Origin of the sequence: Pseudomonas sp. Irchel 3E13, from assembly GCF_900187455.1 — a bacterium.
Classification (GTDB): Bacteria; Pseudomonadota; Gammaproteobacteria; order Pseudomonadales; family Pseudomonadaceae; genus Aquipseudomonas.
In genome coordinates, this window is sequence record NZ_FYDX01000007.1 from 273,576 (window position 1) to 289,059 (window position 15,484).

Genomic DNA, 15,484 nt, shown 5'->3' on the forward strand with positions numbered 1-15,484 from the left:
GATACGATCATGCGTCGCCTAGCCATGTTTCTGTTCAGCCTGTGCCTGGCCCTGCCAGTGCTGGCTGCCGATGCCGCAAAACCGGAGCGCAAGGAAGTCTTCGGCGATGTCACCGTGCATTACAGCGTCTTCAACTCCGCCTTCCTGCAGCCGGCCACGGCACAGGCCAGCGGGCTGGTACGCAGCAAGAACCAGGGCGTACTGAATATCACCGTGCTCAAGGGCGGCAAGCCGAGCACCGCGAGCGTCAGCGGCACCATCAGCGACCTGACCAGCCGCAAGAGCAACCTGAGCTTCAAGCAGGTCACCGACCAGGGCGCCGTCTATTACCTGGCCCAGTTCCCGGTGGACCAGCCCGAAACCCTGACCTTCTCGATCACGGTCGGCTCGGGCGACGCCAACAACACCTTCAGCTTCAACCAGGAAGTCTTCCCAGGCGAATGATGAACATCAAGCAACTCGTATTGGCCAGCCACAACGCCGGCAAACTCAAGGAACTGCAGGCCATGCTCGGTGACACCGTGCAACTGCGCTCCATCGGTGAATTCAGCAGCGTCGAGCCGGAAGAAACCGGCCTGTCGTTCGTCGAGAACGCCATCCTCAAAGCCCGCAATGCCGCGCGCATCTCCGGCCTGCCGGCACTGGCCGACGATTCGGGCCTGGCGGTGGACTTCCTCGGCGGCGCACCGGGTATCTATTCGGCGCGTTATGCCGACGGCAAGGGCGACGCGGCGAACAACGCCAAGCTGCTGGACGCGCTGAAAGATGTACCGGAAGCCGAACGTGGCGCGCAGTTCGTCTGCGTCCTGGCGCTGGTCCGCCACGCCGACGATCCACTGCCGATCCTCTGCGAAGGGCTGTGGCACGGCCGCATCCTGACCGCCGCCAGCGGCGAACACGGCTTCGGCTACGACCCGCTGTTCTGGGTCCCGGAGCGTGAATGCTCCAGCGCCGAACTGGCGCCGGCCGAGAAGAACCAACTGAGTCACCGCGCCCGCGCCATGAGCCTGCTGCGTCAACGTCTGGGCCTGGCATGACCGAAAAAACGCCGGCACAGCCACTGCATCTGGGCGAGGCTGGCTTCACGTCCCAAACGCCAAGGGCGGCCTTGCCGCACCTGCCGCCCCTGGCGCTGTACATCCATATTCCGTGGTGCGTGCGCAAATGCCCGTATTGCGACTTCAATTCCCACGCCGCCACACCCGAACTGCCTGAAGAGGCCTACGTCGACGCGTTGCTGGCCGACCTCGACCAGGAATTGCACGCCGTATATGGCCGGCCGATCAGCTCGATCTTCTTTGGCGGCGGCACGCCCAGCCTGTTCAGCGCCAAGGCCCTGGGCCGCCTGCTGGCCGGGGTGGAGCAGCGCATTCCGTTTGCCAGCGATATCGAGATCACCCTGGAAGCCAATCCGGGGACCTTCGAGCAGGAGAAGTTCAAGGCCTACCGACAGTTGGGAATCAACCGACTGTCCATCGGCATCCAGAGCTTCCAGCAGGCCAAGCTCGAAGCGCTCGGCCGCATCCATAACGGCGACGAAGCGATCCGCGCCGCCGCCATGGCGCGCAATGCCGGCTTCGACAACTTCAACCTGGACCTGATGCACGGGCTGCCAGACCAATCGCTGGACGACGCCCTGGCCGACCTGCAACAAGCCATCGACCTTGGCCCGACGCACCTGTCCTGGTACCAGTTGACCCTGGAGCCGAACACCGTGTTCTGGAACCAGCCGCCGGTGCTGCCGGAGGACGACATCCTTTGGGATATCCAGGAAGCCGGTCAGACCCTGCTCGCGAAAAACGGCTTCCACCAGTACGAAGTCTCCGCCTACGCCCAGGCCGGACGGGCGGCCCGGCACAACCTGAACTACTGGAGCTTCGGCGACTTCATCGGCATCGGCGCGGGCGCGCACGGCAAGCTCAGCCACCCGGACGGCCGCATTCTGCGCACCTGGAAAACCCGTCTGCCCAAGGACTACCTGAACCCGGCCAAGGCCTTCAAGGCCGGTGAAAAGCTGCTGCCCGTGGATGAACTGCCCTTCGAATTCCTGATGAACGCCCTGCGCCTGACCGATGGCGTCGACGCTGTGCTGTTCAGCCAGCGAACCGGGCTGCCACTGGAACAACTCACCGCGGCGCGCCGGGAAGCAGAACAAAAAGGCCTTTTACAAGTCGAACCGACGCGACTGGTCGCCACCGCGCGCGGCCAGTTGTTCCTCAACGACCTGTTGCAGTACTTCTTGACCTAAGGAAAGCGCATGGACCTGGTACTCGACCTGCTCTCAACCATCTCCCGCTGGAGCCGTAGCAACCTGTCGGAAATCTCGCTGGCGCTGGTCGGCTGCCTGCTGGTGCTGTTCGGCACCGATATCAAAAGCTGGGTCGAAGGACGCCTCGGCGGCCTGGCCGGGGCTTTGCGGGTGCCGTTCATGGCCCTGCTGGTGCTGATCGGCAGCGGCGCTGCGCTGATCTATGCCACCCCGTGGGTGGTGAAGGGACTGGGCCAGTTCAACAACTACGCGCTGGCGCCGGTGTTGCTGGTGGTGCTGGTGTTGATCGGCGTGGTGGCTGATCGGCGGGGGTAAAGCAATCGCGACGCCTCGACAAGCTCGCGCCTAGAGGTCCGGTGTATTCGAGACCAGTAGGAGCGAGCTTGCTCGCGAAGGACCGCACAGCGGTCCCGTTACATCAGTCAGCCAGTTTCTCGTACTTCAAATCCCAAACCCCATGCCCCAGCCGCTCGCCGCGGCGTTCGAACTTGGTGATCGGGCGTTCTTCAGGACGCGGCACATAGGTGCCATCCGCCGCCTGGTTGCGATAACCCGGGGCGACATTCATCACTTCCAGCATGTATTCGGCATACGGTTCCCAGTCGGTCGCCATATGGAATACACCGCCCACCTTCAACTTGCGACGCACCAGCTCGGCGAACTCCGGCTGGACGATGCGGCGTTTGTGGTGACGGCTCTTGTGCCACGGATCAGGGAAGAACAGCATCAGGCGATCAAGGCTGCCGTCAGCGACGCACTTGTTCAGCACCTCGATGGCATCGCAGTCATACACCCGCAGGTTCTTCAGACCCTGGGTCAGCACACCGTTAAGCAGCGCGCCGACACCCGGACGGTGCACTTCGACACCGATGAAGTCCTGATCCGGCGCGGCGGCGGCCATCTCCAGCAAGGAGTGCCCCATGCCGAAACCAATCTCCAGGGTGCGTGGCGCCGAGCGGCCGAACACCTGGTCGTAATCGACCGGGCTGTCGGCCAGCTTCAGGATGAACTGCGGGCCGCCCTGGTCCAGGCCGCGTTGCTGGCCTTCGGTCATGCGGCCGGCGCGCATCACGAAACTCTTGATACGGCGGTGTTGGCGCTCTTCGCCTTCGGCGGCGATCGGCGATTCTTGCGATTCAGTCATCAGAGGCTCTTACTTGATCAGGCCATCCAGCGGCGACGAGGCGCTGGCATAGAGTTTTTTCGGCATGCGGCCGGCCAGGTAGGCAAGGCGGCCGGCGACGATGGCGTGTTTCATGGCTTCGGCCATCATGATCGGCTGCTGCGCGTGGGCAATCGCCGAGTTCATCAACACCGCCTCGCAGCCCAGTTCCATGGCGATGGTGGCGTCGGACGCAGTACCGACACCGGCGTCCACCAGCACGGGCACCTTGGCTTCTTCGAGGATGATCTGCAGGTTGTACGGGTTGCAGATCCCCAGTCCCGTGCCGATCAGACCGGCCAGCGGCATGACCGCGATGCAGCCGGCTTCGGCCAGTTGGCGGGCGATGATCGGATCATCGCTGGTGTAGACCATCACGTCGAAACCGTCCTTGACCAGCACTTCGGCGGCCTTGAGGGTTTCGATCACGTTGGGGAACAGGGTCTTCTGGTCGGCCAGGACTTCCAGCTTGACCAGGTTGTGGCCGTCGAGCAGTTCGCGGGCCAGGCGGCAGGTGCGCACGGCTTCGACCGCGTCGTAGCAACCGGCGGTGTTCGGCAGGATGGTGTAGCGGTCTGGCGGCAGTACGTCGAGCAGGTTCGGCTCGCCCGGGTTCTGGCCGATGTTGGTCCGGCGCACGGCGACGGTGACGATCTCGGCGCCCGAGGCCTCGATGGCCAGGCGGGTTTCTTCCATGTCACGGTACTTGCCGGTGCCAACCAGCAGGCGCGACTGGAAGGTACGACCGGCCAGGGTGAAGGGCTTGTCGCTACGAACGTTGCTCATCGGTAATCCTCTTGAAGGTTGAGGGACTTGCAGGTGAAGCGCGGGGGCCTAGCCGCCGCCGATGGCGTGGACAACTTCCACCTGGTCGCCTTCGCTCAACGCGGTGCTGTCGTGCTGGCTGCGCGGCACGATGTCCAGGTTCAGTTCGACCGCCACCCGACGCCCAACCAGGTCAAGCCGGCTCAGCAGGGCCGCGACGCTTTCGCCGTCGGGCAATTCGAAGGGTTCACCGTTCAGTTGAATGCGCATGCGCACGGCCGCCATTATTTTTAGGGGCCCGCATTCTAGCGCCGATCCGCGCCCGAACCCAAGGCCGGGCGACACCATTCGTCACGATTTTCGACCCGCGAGTCAGTTCATCCGCCAGGCCGCCAGACCCAGGCACAACCAGCCGGCGAGGAAGGCGGTTCCGCCCAATGGCGTGATGATGCCGAGCTTGCTGATACCGCTCAGGGTCAGCAGGTACAGACTGCCAGAGAACAGCAGGATGCCGAGGCCGAACAGACCGCCGGCCCAGTTCACCAGCCGTCCGGGCAGGTGCACGCTGAGCACCGCGACGCCGATCAGCGCCAGCGCGTGGACCAGTTGATAGGTGACGCCGGTGTGGAAGATCGCCAGGTATTCAGGGGTCAGCCGGCCCTTGAGTCCGTGGGCGGCGAAGGCACCGAGGGCCACGCCGGTAAAGCCGAAGAACGCCGCAAGCATCAGGAAGCTACGAAGCATGGAACAACTCCTTGGGGTGCACAGGGCCTGTATAATGGCCCGCTCATCCGCCGCGGCCAAGCCATCACCATGCTGTCATCCGTATTTCGACGACTCGCTCGTGCCCTGCTCTGGTTCGCCGGAGGCAGCGTATTGCTGGTGCTGATCTTTCGCTGGGTGCCGCCGCCGGGTACGGCGCTGATGGTCGAGCGCAAGATCGAATCCTGGTTCGACGGCCAGCCCATCGACTTGCAGCGCGACTGGGAGCCTTGGGAACGAATCTCCGATGAGCTGAAAGTGGCGGTCATCGCCGGCGAAGACCAGAAATTCGCCAGCCATTGGGGCTTCGACTTCACGGCCATCCAGGCGGCGCTGGCGCATAACGAGCGCGGCGGCAGTGTCCGCGGGGCCAGCACCCTCAGCCAGCAGGTGGCCAAGAACCAGTTTCTCTGGTCCGGCCGAAGCTGGCTGCGCAAGGGGCTGGAAGCCTGGTTTACCGCGCTGATCGAATTGCTCTGGTCGAAGGAGCGGATCCTCGAGGTCTACCTCAACAGTGCGGAATGGGACGACGGTGTGTTTGGCGCCCAGGCCGCGGCTCGCCATCACTTCGGCGTCGACGCCAGTCGGTTGTCGCGCCAGCAGGCCAGCCTGCTCGCCGCCGTACTGCCCAACCCGCGTAACTGGAGTGCCAGCCGGCCAAGTAGCTATGTAGCGCGGCGGGCCGGGTGGATTCGGCAGCAAATGGGGCAGTTGGGTGGCGACAGTTATCTGGAGCAGTTGCAGGGGCGATGATTTAGGCCCTACAGCCAATAAAAAAGCCCGACCTTTCGAGTCGGGCTTTCTATTCCTAACACCTGGAAAATCAGGCTGCGATCAGGGCTTTCACCTTGTTCATCGCGTTCTTTTCCAGTTGGCGGATACGCTCCGCCGAAACACTGTACTTGGCCGCCAGGTCATGCAGCGTGGCCTTTTCCTCGGCCAGCCAGCGCTGATAGAGGATGTCGCGGCTACGGTCGTCCAGGCCCTGCAATGCTTCGTGCAGGTTGTTCGAGGAGCTGTCGCTCCAGTCGGCATCTTCCAGTTGGCGAGCCGGATCGTAGCGGTGGTCTTCCAGGTAGTTGGCTGGCGACTGGAAGGCGCTGTCGTCATCGGCTTCGGCAGCCGGGTCGAAGGCCATGTCCTGGCCGGTCAGACGACTTTCCATCTCGCGGACTTCCCGCGGCTCCACACCCAGGCTTTCGGCGACGCGATGCACTTCGTCGTTGTTCAGCCAGGCCAGACGTTTCTTCTGGCTGCGCAGGTTGAAGAACAGCTTGCGCTGCGCCTTGGTGGTCGCAACCTTGACGATCCGCCAGTTGCGCAGGATGAACTCGTGGATCTCGGCCTTGATCCAGTGCACCGCGAAGGACACCAGACGCACGCCCATTTCCGGGTTGAAGCGTTTGACTGCTTTCATCAGGCCGACGTTGCCTTCCTGGATCAGGTCGGCCTGGGCCAGCCCGTAGCCGGAATAGCTGCGGGCGATGTGTACAACGAAGCGCAGGTGCGCAAGCACCATTTGCCGAGCAGACTCAAGATTTTGCTCATAGTAGAGACTCTCGGCCAGTTCACGCTCCTGCTCGGCAGTCAGCAGTGGAATGCTGTTCACCGTATGTACGTAGGCCTCCAGGTTCGCACCCGGGACCAAGGCGTAGGCAGGTTGCAACGAAGTGGTCATACGAAAAAACCTCCGACTCACTAAACTCGTGCCCATGGGCACTGCCAACATTGACCGGAAACCGCTAAACAAGTTCCCTGAAAACCAAAATAGTCAATACCAGCAAAAAGACACTATCGTGGTGCCAGCTCACTCAGATGCCGGGCCACCGCGATCCATGCACCGATATACCCTAACAGTACCGCACCAAGCAAGAGCGACAGACCATCGGCAGAGGGCACGCCGGCCAACGCGAAATCGCTGCCATACAGCCCTGACAGGTCGACCACCGCGTCATTCAGCCAGTTCAGCCCGAATGCCAGCACGCCCCACGACAGAATCCCCGCGCCCAGCCCGTACAACGCACCCATATAAAGAAAGGGGCGACGCACATAGCTGTCGGTTCCGCCGACCAGCTTGATGACTTCGATTTCCGTGCGACGGTTCTCGATATGCAGGCGAATGGTATTACCGATCACCAGCAACAGCGCGGACACCAGCAGAACGGTGAGGCCAAAGACGAAGCGATCACCCAGCTTGAGGATCGCCGCCAGCCGCTCTACCCAGACCAGATCGAGCTGCGCCAGTTCGACGTGCGGCAGCTCCGACAAGCGCTGGCGCAGGGCTTCCAGGGTCGGTTTGTCGACTTCCGCCGGGGTCACTACCACCACGCCGGGCAACGGGTTGTCCGGCAGTTCACGCAGGGCCTCGCCCAAGCCAGACTGCTGCTGGAATTCATTGAGCGCCTGTTCGCGGCTCACGTACTCGGCATCGGCCACGCCGGGCAGGGTCTTGATCTGCTCGCGCAGGGCCTCGCCATCACGGGCGCTGGCGTCCAGCTTCAGGTACAGGGAAATCTGCGCGGCGCGCTGCCAGGAGCCGCCCAGCCGTTCGATATTGCTCAGGATCAGCGACAGGCCCATCGGCAGGCTGAGCGCCACCGCCATCACCAGGCAGGTGAAGAAGCTACCGATCGGCTGCTTGCCCAAGCGACGCAGGCTGTCCACCAGGCTGGCGCGGTGGCTTTCCAGCCAGGCATGCAGCAGGGTGCGGAAATCCGGGCCGTCGTCATCGTCATGGCCCTTCTTCTTTTTCTCCGGTTGCGCGTCGGCCGGCTTCGGCGCTACCCGTTCGGATACTTTTGGACTGCGTGTCGCACTCATTGCCCGGCCTCCCCATCGCCGATCAGGCGGCCGCGCTGCAGCGTCAGCATGCGATGGCGCATACGCGCGATCAGCGCCAGGTCGTGACTGGCGATCAGCACGCTGGTGCCCAGGCGGTTGATATCTTCGAAAACACCCATGATCTCCGCGGCAAGGCGCGGGTCGAGGTTACCGGTGGGTTCGTCCGCCAGCAGCAATGCCGGGCGGTGAACGATGGCGCGGGCGATGCCGACCCGCTGTTGCTGGCCGGTGGACAGGTCGCCGGGGAACAGCGCGGACTTGTCGGAAAGCGCCACCCGCTCCAGTGCCGAATCGACCCGCTTGGCGATCTCGACCTTGGACAGGCCGAGGATCTGCAATGGCAGGGCAACGTTATTGAAGACGGTACGGTCGAACAGCAACTGGTGATTCTGGAACACCACGCCGATCTGGCGGCGCAGGAACGGGATCTGCGCATTGGTGATCTGGCCCAGATCCTGGCCGGCCAGCAGCAACTTGCCGCTGGTCGGACGCTCCATGGCCAGCAGCAGGCGCAACAGGGTGCTCTTGCCGGCACCGGAGTGACCGGTCACGAACAGAAATTCGCCCCGCCGTACCCGAAAACTCAACTCATGCAGGCCAACGTGACCATTCGGGTAACGCTTGGCGACCTGTTCGAATCGAATCATGGGTGCTCCCGCTCGGCAAACAGTGCTTTAACGAAGGATTCTGCTTCGAACGCGCGCAGATCGTCGATGCCTTCACCTACGCCAATATAGCGAATGGGCAGACCGAACTGCTTGGCCAGGGCGAAAATCACCCCGCCCTTGGCGGTGCCGTCCAGCTTGGTCAGGGCCAGGCCAGTCAGTTCAACGCTCTGGTTGAAGTGCTTGGCCTGGTTGATGGCGTTCTGGCCAGTGCCGGCGTCGAGTACCAGCAGCACCTCGTGTGGCGCATCGGCGTCGAGCTTGCCAATCACCCGGCGAACCTTCTTCAGCTCTTCCATCAGGTTGTCTTTGGTGTGCAGGCGGCCGGCGGTGTCGGCGATCAGCACATCGACACCACGGGCCTTGGCGGCCTGCACGGCATCGAAGATTACCGAGGCCGAGTCGGCGCCGGTGTGCTGGGCGATGACCGGGATGTTGTTGCGCTCACCCCAGACCTGCAACTGCTCCACCGCCGCGGCACGGAAGGTATCGCCGGCAGCCAGCATGACCTTCTTACCTTCGAGCTGGAGCTTCTTGGCCAGCTTGCCGATGGTGGTGGTCTTGCCGGCGCCGTTGACGCCAACCACCAGGATGACGAACGGTTTGTTCTGCGACTGAATCCGCAGCGGTTGCTCCACCGGCTTGAGCAGCCCGGCCAGTTCGTCCTGCAGCGATTTGTACAGTGCGTCGGCGTCCGCCAGTTGCTTGCGGGCGACTTTCTGGGTCAGGTTCTGCACGATCAGAGAGGTGGCCTCGACACCGACGTCGGCGGTCAGCAGACGGGTTTCGATTTCATCAAGCAGGTCGTCATCGATGGCCTTCTTGCCGAGGAACAGGCTGGCCATGCCCTCGCCGATGCTGGCGCTGGTCTTCGACAGGCCTTGCTTGAGGCGGGAGAAGAAGCCGGTCTTGGCTTCTTCCACAGGCGCGGGGGCTGGCGCAGGCTCGACAACCGCTTCGACCACCGGAGCAGGAGCCGCAGCGACAACCACCGGAGCAGGCTCGACGACCGGCGCGACGGGCTCGGATTGCGGGATTGGCGCGGGTTGCGGCTCAGGTTCGACATGAACGACTTCAACCGCCCGCTCGGGAATGACCGGCGGCTGGTGGGGTTCAAGGTCAGGCACCAGCGCGACCGGCTCTTCCGGCACCGGCAGCACCAGGCTGGACGGCGCGGCGAGCGGCGCTTCAGGCGCAACCGGAGCCAGCACTTCAGGGGCGATGGCCGGCGCGGCGCTAACCTGAGGCTCCGGCACAACGGCGGGAGCGGGCTCGGGAGCGATCGGGGCGGGGCTTTCAGGCTGTTCGACAACAGGTTGCTGGGGCTTCTTGCGCAGCCAGCCGAACAGGCCTTTCTTTTCACCGGGCGCAGCCGGCGTTTTCTTGTCGTCGTTGGAACCAAACATGGAAGACGGCTATCTCAGGGTGGCGATGCGCCTGCTTGGCGCGTCAGAATTCTTTTAACGCAGAAGAGACTCTTTTAAATCCGGCTCGTTCGTGCGCGTCGTCTATTTTGTCGAGGGGCCTTTGCGGCGACATCCTCGACAGGCATGGTCGCCAGGCAACCGGATCAGTATCCTAGCACCTCCTAGCCCGCCGACGCTAAGGCCATGCGGGCAGCCCAACAGGTTGAACTACGAATGAATGCTCTAGCCCGCCGTGCCGCTGGCCTGCTGCTCAGCACGATTTGCCTGCCCCTGGCGGCCCTCGCCGCCGACCCGCAACCCACCCACGAATTCATCCTCGACAACGGCCTGAAAGTTGTCGTGCGCGAAGACCATCGCGCCCCGGTGGTGGTTTCGCAGGTCTGGTACAAGGTCGGCTCCAGCTACGAGACCCCGGGCCAGACCGGCCTGTCCCACGCTCTTGAGCACATGATGTTCAAAGGCAGCGAGAAGGTTGGCCCCGGCGAGGGCTCGCGCATCCTGCGCGACCTCGGCGCCGAGGAAAACGCCTTCACCAGCGACGACTACACCGCTTATTACCAGGTCCTGGCCCGTGATCGCCTGAACGTCGCCCTGGAACTGGAAGCCGACCGCATGGCCAGCCTGCGCCTGCCGGCCGACGAGTTCAGCCGCGAAATCGAGGTCATCAAGGAAGAGCGCCGCCTGCGCACCGACGACAACCCTGGCTCCAAAGCATTCGAACTGTTCAAGGCGATGGCCTACCCGGCCAGCGGCTACCACACGCCGACCATCGGCTGGATGGCCGACCTGCAACGCATGAAGGTCGAAGAGCTGCGTCATTGGTACGAGTCCTGGTACGCACCGAACAACGCCACCCTGGTGGTGGTCGGTGACATCACCGTCGATGAAGTGCGCAAGCTGGCCGACCGCTGGTTCGCCGGCATCCCGAAACGTACCCTGCCGCCGACCAAGCTGCCGCTGGAACTGGCTGAACCCGGCCAACGCCAGTTGACCGTGCATGTGCGCACACAACTGCCGAGCCTGATCTACGGCTTCAACGTGCCGGGCCTCGCCACCGCGAAGAATCCTCGTGAAGTGCATGCCCTGCGGCTGATTTCGGCCCTGCTCGACGGCGGCTACAGCGCCCGCATGGCCAGCCGTCTGGAGCGCGGCCAGGAGCTGGTAGCCGGTGCCTCGACCCGCTACGACCCGTTCACCCGCGGCGACAGCCTGTTCGTGCTCTCGGCAACCCCGAACACGCAGAAGAAAAAGACCCTCGCCCAAGTCGAAACCGGTATCTGGCAGTTGCTCGACGAACTGAAGACCACCCCGCCAAGCGCCGAAGAGCTGGAGCGCGTGCGCGCCCAGGTGATCGCCGGCCTGGTCTACGACCGCGACTCCATCAGCAGCCAGGCCACCACCATCGGCCAACTGGAAACGGTCGGCCTGTCCTGGAAGCTGATCGACAACGAGCTGGACGAACTGAAGAGCGTGACCCCCGCGGACATCCAGAACGCCGCGCGCACCTACTTCACCCGCGAGCGCCTGAGCATCGCCCATGTACTGCCCGAGGAGCGCGCCCAATGAGCCAGCAGACCATGCCCCGCTTCAACCTCAAGGGCCTCGGCATCCTCGCGCTGGCCGTAGCCCTGGCCGCGCCCGCCTACGCCGACAGCACCCCGGCCTCTGCCGCCAAGCCGACCAACACCCTGCAGTCGCTGGCCGAGCTGGATGGCAAGGCACCGAGCCACCGCGCCCTGAACATCCAGACCTGGAACACCGCCGAAGGCGCGCGGGTGCTGTTTGTCGAAGCCCACGAATTGCCGATGTTCGACCTGCGCCTGACCTTCGCCGCCGGCAGCAGCCATGACGGCGCCACGCCCGGCATCGCCTCGCTGACCAACGCCATGCTCAATGAAGGCGTGGCCGGCAAGGACGTCAGCGCCATCGCCCAGGGCTTCGAAGGCCTGGGCGCCGACTTCGGCAACGGCGCCTACCGCGACATGGCGGTAGCCTCGCTGCGCAGCCTGAGCGCTGCCGACAAGCGCGAGCCGGCGTTGAAGCTGTTCGCCGAAGTAGTGGGCAAGCCGACCTTCCCGAAAGACGCCCTGGCCCGGATCAAGAACCAGATCCTCGCCGGCTTCGAGTACCAGAAACAGAACCCCGGCAAGCTCGCCAGCCAGGAACTGTTCGCGCGTCTGTACGGCCAGCACCCCTACGGCCACCCCAGCGACGGCACCGCCAAGACCATTCCGCCGATCACCCTGGAACAACTGCGCGCCTTCCACGCCAAGGCCTACACCGCTGGCAACACGGTGATCGCCCTGGTCGGCGACCTCAGCCGCGCCGACGCCGAGGCCATTGCCTCGCAAGTCTCCGCCGCGCTGCCGAAAGGCCCGGCGCTGGCCAAGGTCGAAGCGCCCGCCGAGCCCAAAGCCGGCGCGACGCACATCGACTTCCCGTCCAAGCAGACGCACCTGCTGCTGGCGCAACTGGGCATCGACCGTAACGACCCGGACTACGCCGCCCTCTCGCTGGGCAACCAGATCCTCGGCGGTGGCTCGTTCGGCACCCGTCTGATGAGCGAAGTGCGCGAAAAACGCGGGCTGACCTACGGCGTCTACTCCACCTTCGTGCCGATGCAGGCGCAAGGGCCGTTCATGATCAACCTGCAGACCCGCGCGGAACTCAGCGAAGGCACGCTCAAGCTGGTGCAGGACCTTCTCAGCGATTACCTGAAGACCGGCCCGACCCAGCAGGAACTGGACGACGCCAAGCGTGAACTGGCCGGCAGCTTCCCGCTGTCCAATGCCAGCAACGCGAGCATCGTCGGCCAACTGGGCGCCATCGGCTTCTATAATCTGCCGCTGACCTACCTTGAAGACTACATGCGCCAGTCCCAGGAACTGACCGTGGAACAGGTTCGCGACGCGCTGAACCGCCACCTGTCGGCCGACAAACTGGTGATCGTCACCGCCGGCCCCAAGGTGCCGCAGCAGCCGCTGCCACCACCCCTCGATAAACCCGCCGAGCAGCCGCTCGGCGTACCGGAGCATTAATGGCCAGTCCATCCAAGCCGCAAACGGGCCCAGGCCAGTTGCGCATCATCGCCGGCGAATGGCGCAGCCGTCGCCTGAGCTTCCCCAGTGCCCCCGGCCTGCGCCCGACGCCGGACCGGGTGCGGGAAACCGTGTTCAACTGGCTCGCCCCGTACATCGCGGGCGCCAAGGTGCTCGATGCCTTCACCGGTAGCGGCGCCCTGTACCTGGAAGCGCTGTCTCGCGGAGCCGGCGATTCCGTGGCCCTGGACAGCAACCCGGCAGCCATCGCCAACCTGCGGCAGAACCTCGAACTGCTGCGTTGCCCGCGCGGCCAGGTGATCCAGAGCGATGCCCAGCGTTACCTGCAGGGTGAACCGAAGCTGGCCTTCGATGTGGTGTTCCTCGACCCGCCGTTCCACCAGGACCTGCTGACAACCACCTGCGCCCTGCTCGAAGAGCGCAACTGGCTTGCCGAACGCGCCTGGATCTACACCGAGAGCGAAAACCGGCCCTCGACCCTGAACCTGCCCGGCAACTGGCGCCTGCACCGGGAACAGAAGGCCGGCCAGGTGCACTACGCACTGTGGGAACGCGGCTGACCGTCATCTGTCCGTCATCTCGCGCGGCAGGCGCCTGAGCCAGCACTTACACTGGTAATCAAGCCTGTCGCGTATTCCCGAGTGAAACCCTGATGTCCATGTCCCCCGCCCCGCCTTTCAGACCCGCGACAGGACTTCGCAACCCTCACCTGCAAACCCTCTGGGGTCCGCTGTGGCGCAAGTCGACGGCGCTGGACCACCAGCGCGAGCGCGTGTGGCTGAGCGACGGCGATTTCCTCGACCTGGACTGGAGTGGCCCCCGCGACAACACTTCGCCCCTGGTGCTGGTGCTGCACGGGCTCACCGGCTCGTCCTCCTCGCATTACGTGGTCGGCCTGCAACACGCGCTGAACGCCCGCGGCTGGGCCAGCGTGGCGGTGAACTGGCGCGGTTGCTCGGGCGAGCCGAACCTGCTGCCGCGCAGCTACCACTCCGGTGCCAGCGGAGACCTGGCCGAAGTGATCGCCCACCTGCGTGCCCAGCGGCCGTCGGCGCCGCTGTACGCGGTGGGTTATTCATTGGGCGGGAATGTGCTGCTCAAATACCTGGGCGAGACCGGCTCGGCGAGCCAGTTGCAGGCCGCCGTGGCGGTATCGGTGCCGTTTCGCCTGGACCAGTGCGCCGACCGCATCAGCCTGGGCTTCTCGCGGGTCTACCAGCGGCATTTCATCCGCGAAATGGTCACCTACGTGAAGAACAAGGAGCGGCACTTCCAGCACCAAGGCCACCACGAAGGGCTGGAAGCCCTGGCCCGGCTCGGGCCGCTGACCAACCTGCGCACGTTCTGGGACTTCGACGGACGCATCACCGCGCCGCTCAACGGTTTCGATGACGCCCACGACTACTACAAGCGCTCGTCCAGCCGCTACTACCTGGGCGAGAACCGCACGCCAACGCTGATCATCCAGTCCCGCGACGACCCGTTCGTCTTTAGCCACAGCCTTCCCGAAGCCTGTGAGTTGGCCAGCAGCACCCGCCTTGAGCTACACGCTCATGGCGGTCATGTCGGCTTCATCGAGGGCAGTCTGCGCCAGCCGGGGTATTACCTGGAACGGCGTATCCCCGAGTGGCTGGCGCAGCAGGCGGGCCGTTAATCGCCGGTCGCGATTTGGTGCTGCGGATTATTGATCCACTCGCTCCACGAGCCCGCGTACAGCGGCGCCAGCGGATAACCGGCCAGGCTCAGGGCGAACAGGTTGTGGCAGGCGGTAACCCCGGAACCGCAGTAGGCCACCAGCGACTCCGGCTTGCGCGCACCGATCAGTTTAGTGAAGCGGGCCTTTAGCTGGTCGGCGGGCAGGAAGTGGCCGTCGGCACCCAAGTTGTCGGTGAACGCCGCGCATTGCGCGCCGGGAATGTGCCCGGCCACCGGGTCGATCGGCTCCACTTCACCGCGAAAACGCGGCAGGGCGCGGGCATCGAGCAAGGTCAGGGCCGGGTCGCCCAGACGCTCGCGCAATTGCTCGGCACTGATCAGCAACGCCGAATCCGGCTCGCCGCTGAACGTGCCTTCGCGCTTGTCCGCCAGGTCCAGGCTCAGCGGCAGGCCCGCCGCATGCCAGGCCTTGAGGCCGCCATCGAGCAGGTACACGCCGCTGCGCTTGCCCAGCCAGGCGAGCAACCACCAGGCCCGCGCGGCGAATGCACCGGGGCCGTCGTCATAGAGCACCACGTCGCTGTCGTTATCGATGCCCCATTGCTGCAGGCGCTCTATCAACCGCTCCGGTTGCGGCAGCGGATGGCGTCCGGTCACACCCTTGACCACTGGCGCGCTCAGGTCGCGTTCCAGATCGGCGAAATGCGCCCCGGCAATATGCCCCTCGGCATAGCTGCGCTGGCCGTAATCCGGATCTTCCAGGGCAAAACGACAATCGAGAATCACCAGCTTCGGCTCGCCGAGGCGTTCCGCTAGTTGCCGGGGTGCGATCAGTTGCGCGTGAGGCATGACAGTCTCCATATCGATTGAACGGGGCG

The 15,484-nt window shown here is 64.3% G+C and carries 18 protein-coding genes; 9 read left to right on the plus strand and 9 right to left on the minus strand.

Translation table 11 applies throughout. The annotated features are described in order from the left end of the window. Nucleotides 1-9: 9 nt before the first annotated feature. The 4 genes from CKW37_RS14210 to CKW37_RS14225 are packed head-to-tail and all read left to right on the plus strand — an operon-like array spanning nt 10 to nt 2,584. On the plus strand, nt 10-444 hold the full coding sequence (locus CKW37_RS14210) for a DUF4426 domain-containing protein (protein WP_095156340.1): 435 nt from the start codon (nt 10-12) through the stop codon (nt 442-444). Continuing rightward, nucleotides 441-1,037, plus strand: coding sequence for an RdgB/HAM1 family non-canonical purine NTP pyrophosphatase (gene rdgB, locus CKW37_RS14215; RefSeq protein WP_095156341.1), 597 nt, complete (start codon nt 441-443; stop codon nt 1,035-1,037). The genes CKW37_RS14210 and rdgB overlap by 4 nt, the downstream gene beginning before the upstream one ends. Further along, nucleotides 1,034-2,248 (plus strand): radical SAM family heme chaperone HemW, encoded by a 1,215-nt coding sequence (gene hemW, locus CKW37_RS14220; RefSeq protein ID WP_095156342.1) that lies wholly within the window; start codon nt 1,034-1,036, stop codon nt 2,246-2,248. Before rdgB ends, hemW begins: the two co-directional genes overlap by 4 nt. Nucleotides 2,249-2,257: 9 nt before the next feature. Then, nucleotides 2,258-2,584 (plus strand): DUF3392 family protein, encoded by a 327-nt coding sequence (locus CKW37_RS14225; protein ID WP_095156343.1) that lies wholly within the window; start codon nt 2,258-2,260, stop codon nt 2,582-2,584. A 103-nt stretch (nt 2,585-2,687) separates the two neighbouring features. Here CKW37_RS14225 and trmB read toward each other — a convergent pair whose 3' ends face one another. The 4 genes from trmB to CKW37_RS14245 form a co-directional block, all read right to left on the minus strand. Further along, complete coding sequence (gene trmB, locus CKW37_RS14230; protein WP_095156344.1) at nt 2,688-3,413, minus strand: tRNA (guanosine(46)-N7)-methyltransferase TrmB; 726 nt, start codon at nt 3,411-3,413, stop codon at nt 2,688-2,690. Nucleotides 3,414-3,422: 9 nt separating this feature from the next. Next, nucleotides 3,423-4,217: a thiazole synthase gene (locus CKW37_RS14235; protein WP_065758185.1), complete on the minus strand. Its 795-nt coding sequence runs from the start codon at nt 4,215-4,217 to the stop codon at nt 3,423-3,425. Nucleotides 4,218-4,265: 48 nt separating this feature from the next. Beyond that, complete coding sequence (gene thiS, locus CKW37_RS14240; protein ID WP_095156493.1) at nt 4,266-4,466, minus strand: sulfur carrier protein ThiS; 201 nt, start codon at nt 4,464-4,466, stop codon at nt 4,266-4,268. A gap of 102 nt (nt 4,467-4,568) precedes the next feature. After that, a complete protein-coding gene (locus CKW37_RS14245; RefSeq protein WP_095156345.1) occupies nt 4,569-4,940 on the minus strand; it encodes a DUF423 domain-containing protein in 372 nt (123 codons plus the stop codon). 69 nt (nt 4,941-5,009) lie between these two features. On the opposite strand from CKW37_RS14245, the gene mtgA reads away from it, so the two are divergent. Further along, a complete protein-coding gene (gene mtgA / locus CKW37_RS14250; RefSeq protein WP_095156346.1) occupies nt 5,010-5,711 on the plus strand; it encodes a monofunctional biosynthetic peptidoglycan transglycosylase in 702 nt (233 codons plus the stop codon). A gap of 70 nt (nt 5,712-5,781) precedes the next feature. On the opposite strand, the gene rpoH is transcribed toward mtgA, so the two are convergent. The 4 genes from rpoH to ftsY form a co-directional block, all read right to left on the minus strand. Continuing rightward, entirely contained in the window at nt 5,782-6,636 is an 855-nt protein-coding gene (gene rpoH / locus CKW37_RS14255) for an RNA polymerase sigma factor RpoH (protein ID WP_095156347.1), read from the minus strand. Nucleotides 6,637-6,749: 113 nt separating this feature from the next. Beyond that, a complete protein-coding gene (gene ftsX, locus CKW37_RS14260; RefSeq protein ID WP_095156348.1) occupies nt 6,750-7,778 on the minus strand; it encodes a permease-like cell division protein FtsX in 1,029 nt (342 codons plus the stop codon). Then, nucleotides 7,775-8,446, minus strand: coding sequence for a cell division ATP-binding protein FtsE (gene ftsE, locus CKW37_RS14265; RefSeq protein ID WP_095156349.1), 672 nt, complete (start codon nt 8,444-8,446; stop codon nt 7,775-7,777). Before ftsE ends, ftsX begins: the two co-directional genes overlap by 4 nt. Further along, entirely contained in the window at nt 8,443-9,870 is a 1,428-nt protein-coding gene (gene ftsY, locus CKW37_RS14270; RefSeq protein WP_095156350.1) for a signal recognition particle-docking protein FtsY, read from the minus strand. Before ftsY ends, ftsE begins: the two co-directional genes overlap by 4 nt. 234 nt (nt 9,871-10,104) lie before the next feature. Between ftsY and CKW37_RS14280 the strand changes: the two genes are divergently transcribed. The 4 genes from CKW37_RS14280 (at nt 10,105) to CKW37_RS14295 (ending at nt 14,604) form a co-directional block, all read left to right on the plus strand. Beyond that, nucleotides 10,105-11,457 carry a pitrilysin family protein gene (locus tag CKW37_RS14280; RefSeq protein WP_095156351.1) on the plus strand — a complete coding sequence of 451 codons (1,353 nt, stop codon included), beginning with the start codon at nt 10,105-10,107 and terminating at the stop codon, nt 11,455-11,457. Beyond that, entirely contained in the window at nt 11,454-12,929 is a 1,476-nt protein-coding gene (locus CKW37_RS14285) for a pitrilysin family protein (RefSeq protein ID WP_095156352.1), read from the plus strand. The genes CKW37_RS14280 and CKW37_RS14285 overlap by 4 nt, the downstream gene beginning before the upstream one ends. Continuing rightward, entirely contained in the window at nt 12,929-13,510 is a 582-nt protein-coding gene (rsmD, locus tag CKW37_RS14290) for a 16S rRNA (guanine(966)-N(2))-methyltransferase RsmD (RefSeq protein ID WP_095156353.1), read from the plus strand. The genes CKW37_RS14285 and rsmD overlap by 1 nt, the downstream gene beginning before the upstream one ends. Nucleotides 13,511-13,602: 92 nt before the next feature. Further along, a complete protein-coding gene (locus CKW37_RS14295; RefSeq protein WP_095156354.1) occupies nt 13,603-14,604 on the plus strand; it encodes a hydrolase in 1,002 nt (333 codons plus the stop codon). Here the strand turns inward: CKW37_RS14295 and CKW37_RS14300 are convergent. Next, nucleotides 14,601-15,455: a sulfurtransferase gene (locus CKW37_RS14300; RefSeq protein WP_095156355.1), complete on the minus strand. Its 855-nt coding sequence runs from the start codon at nt 15,453-15,455 to the stop codon at nt 14,601-14,603. The genes CKW37_RS14295 and CKW37_RS14300 overlap by 4 nt on opposite strands. Nucleotides 15,456-15,484 lie beyond the last annotated feature (29 nt).